We start from the raw sequence: 682 nt of genomic DNA on the forward strand, positions 1-682 counted from the left end.
GTCAGTAGGCAACATCACCTAAACGTAGACTTGCTCTGGCGATATTTATATTTAGGGATAAGGATATTTCAATGACACAACAACACACCGTCGCACAAGGCGAAACACTGCTACGCATAGCACGCGAATATGGTTATAAAACCTCAACCGCCTTGTATAACCACCCCAGTAATGCTGAATTTAGAGCGCTGCGCCCTGATCCAAACTTAATTTACCCCGGTGACGTTATTACCATACCACCTAAAAAAGAAAAGTTTATGCCGCTGCGCGCCAACAGCCTAAATACGTTTGTTGTACAAAACGAAAAAGAATATTTTCGCCTGCAAATAATTCATGAAGATGGTGATGACATCACTGGCAAACGTATTGTGCTCAACATCGGCAGTCAAACAATCGACACAGTGTTACCGACTGACGGCTTAGTTGAAGTTGAGCTAAATGAAAACGACACACTCACCGCTCAGGTTGATTTATATCTCAAGGAAGATCAAAGCTCACCCAGTGAAAGTTTTACCGCACAAGTTGGTCATTTAGACCCCATCGATACCCTTTCAGGCGTGCAAGCACGCTGCAATTTATTGGGCTTTGACTGTGGCACAGTTGATGGCGTTAACGGCGCAAAAACTAAAGCCGGTGTGAGGGATTTTCAATACGAGCACGACCTTGAAGTAGATGGAATTGC

Annotated in this window: 1 protein-coding gene; it reads left to right on the forward strand. The window is 44.1% G+C overall.

Annotated elements, in window-relative coordinates; all coding sequences use genetic code 11:
* Positions 1–71 precede the first annotated feature (71 nt).
* The coding region (locus H5158_RS22700) for a peptidoglycan-binding protein (RefSeq protein WP_182740984.1) at positions 72–682 on the forward strand (611 nt) is incomplete at its 3' end.

It is taken from the genome of Pseudoalteromonas sp. SR45-6, from assembly GCF_014163545.1.
Classification (GTDB): Bacteria; Pseudomonadota; Gammaproteobacteria; order Enterobacterales; family Alteromonadaceae; genus Pseudoalteromonas; species Pseudoalteromonas rhizosphaerae.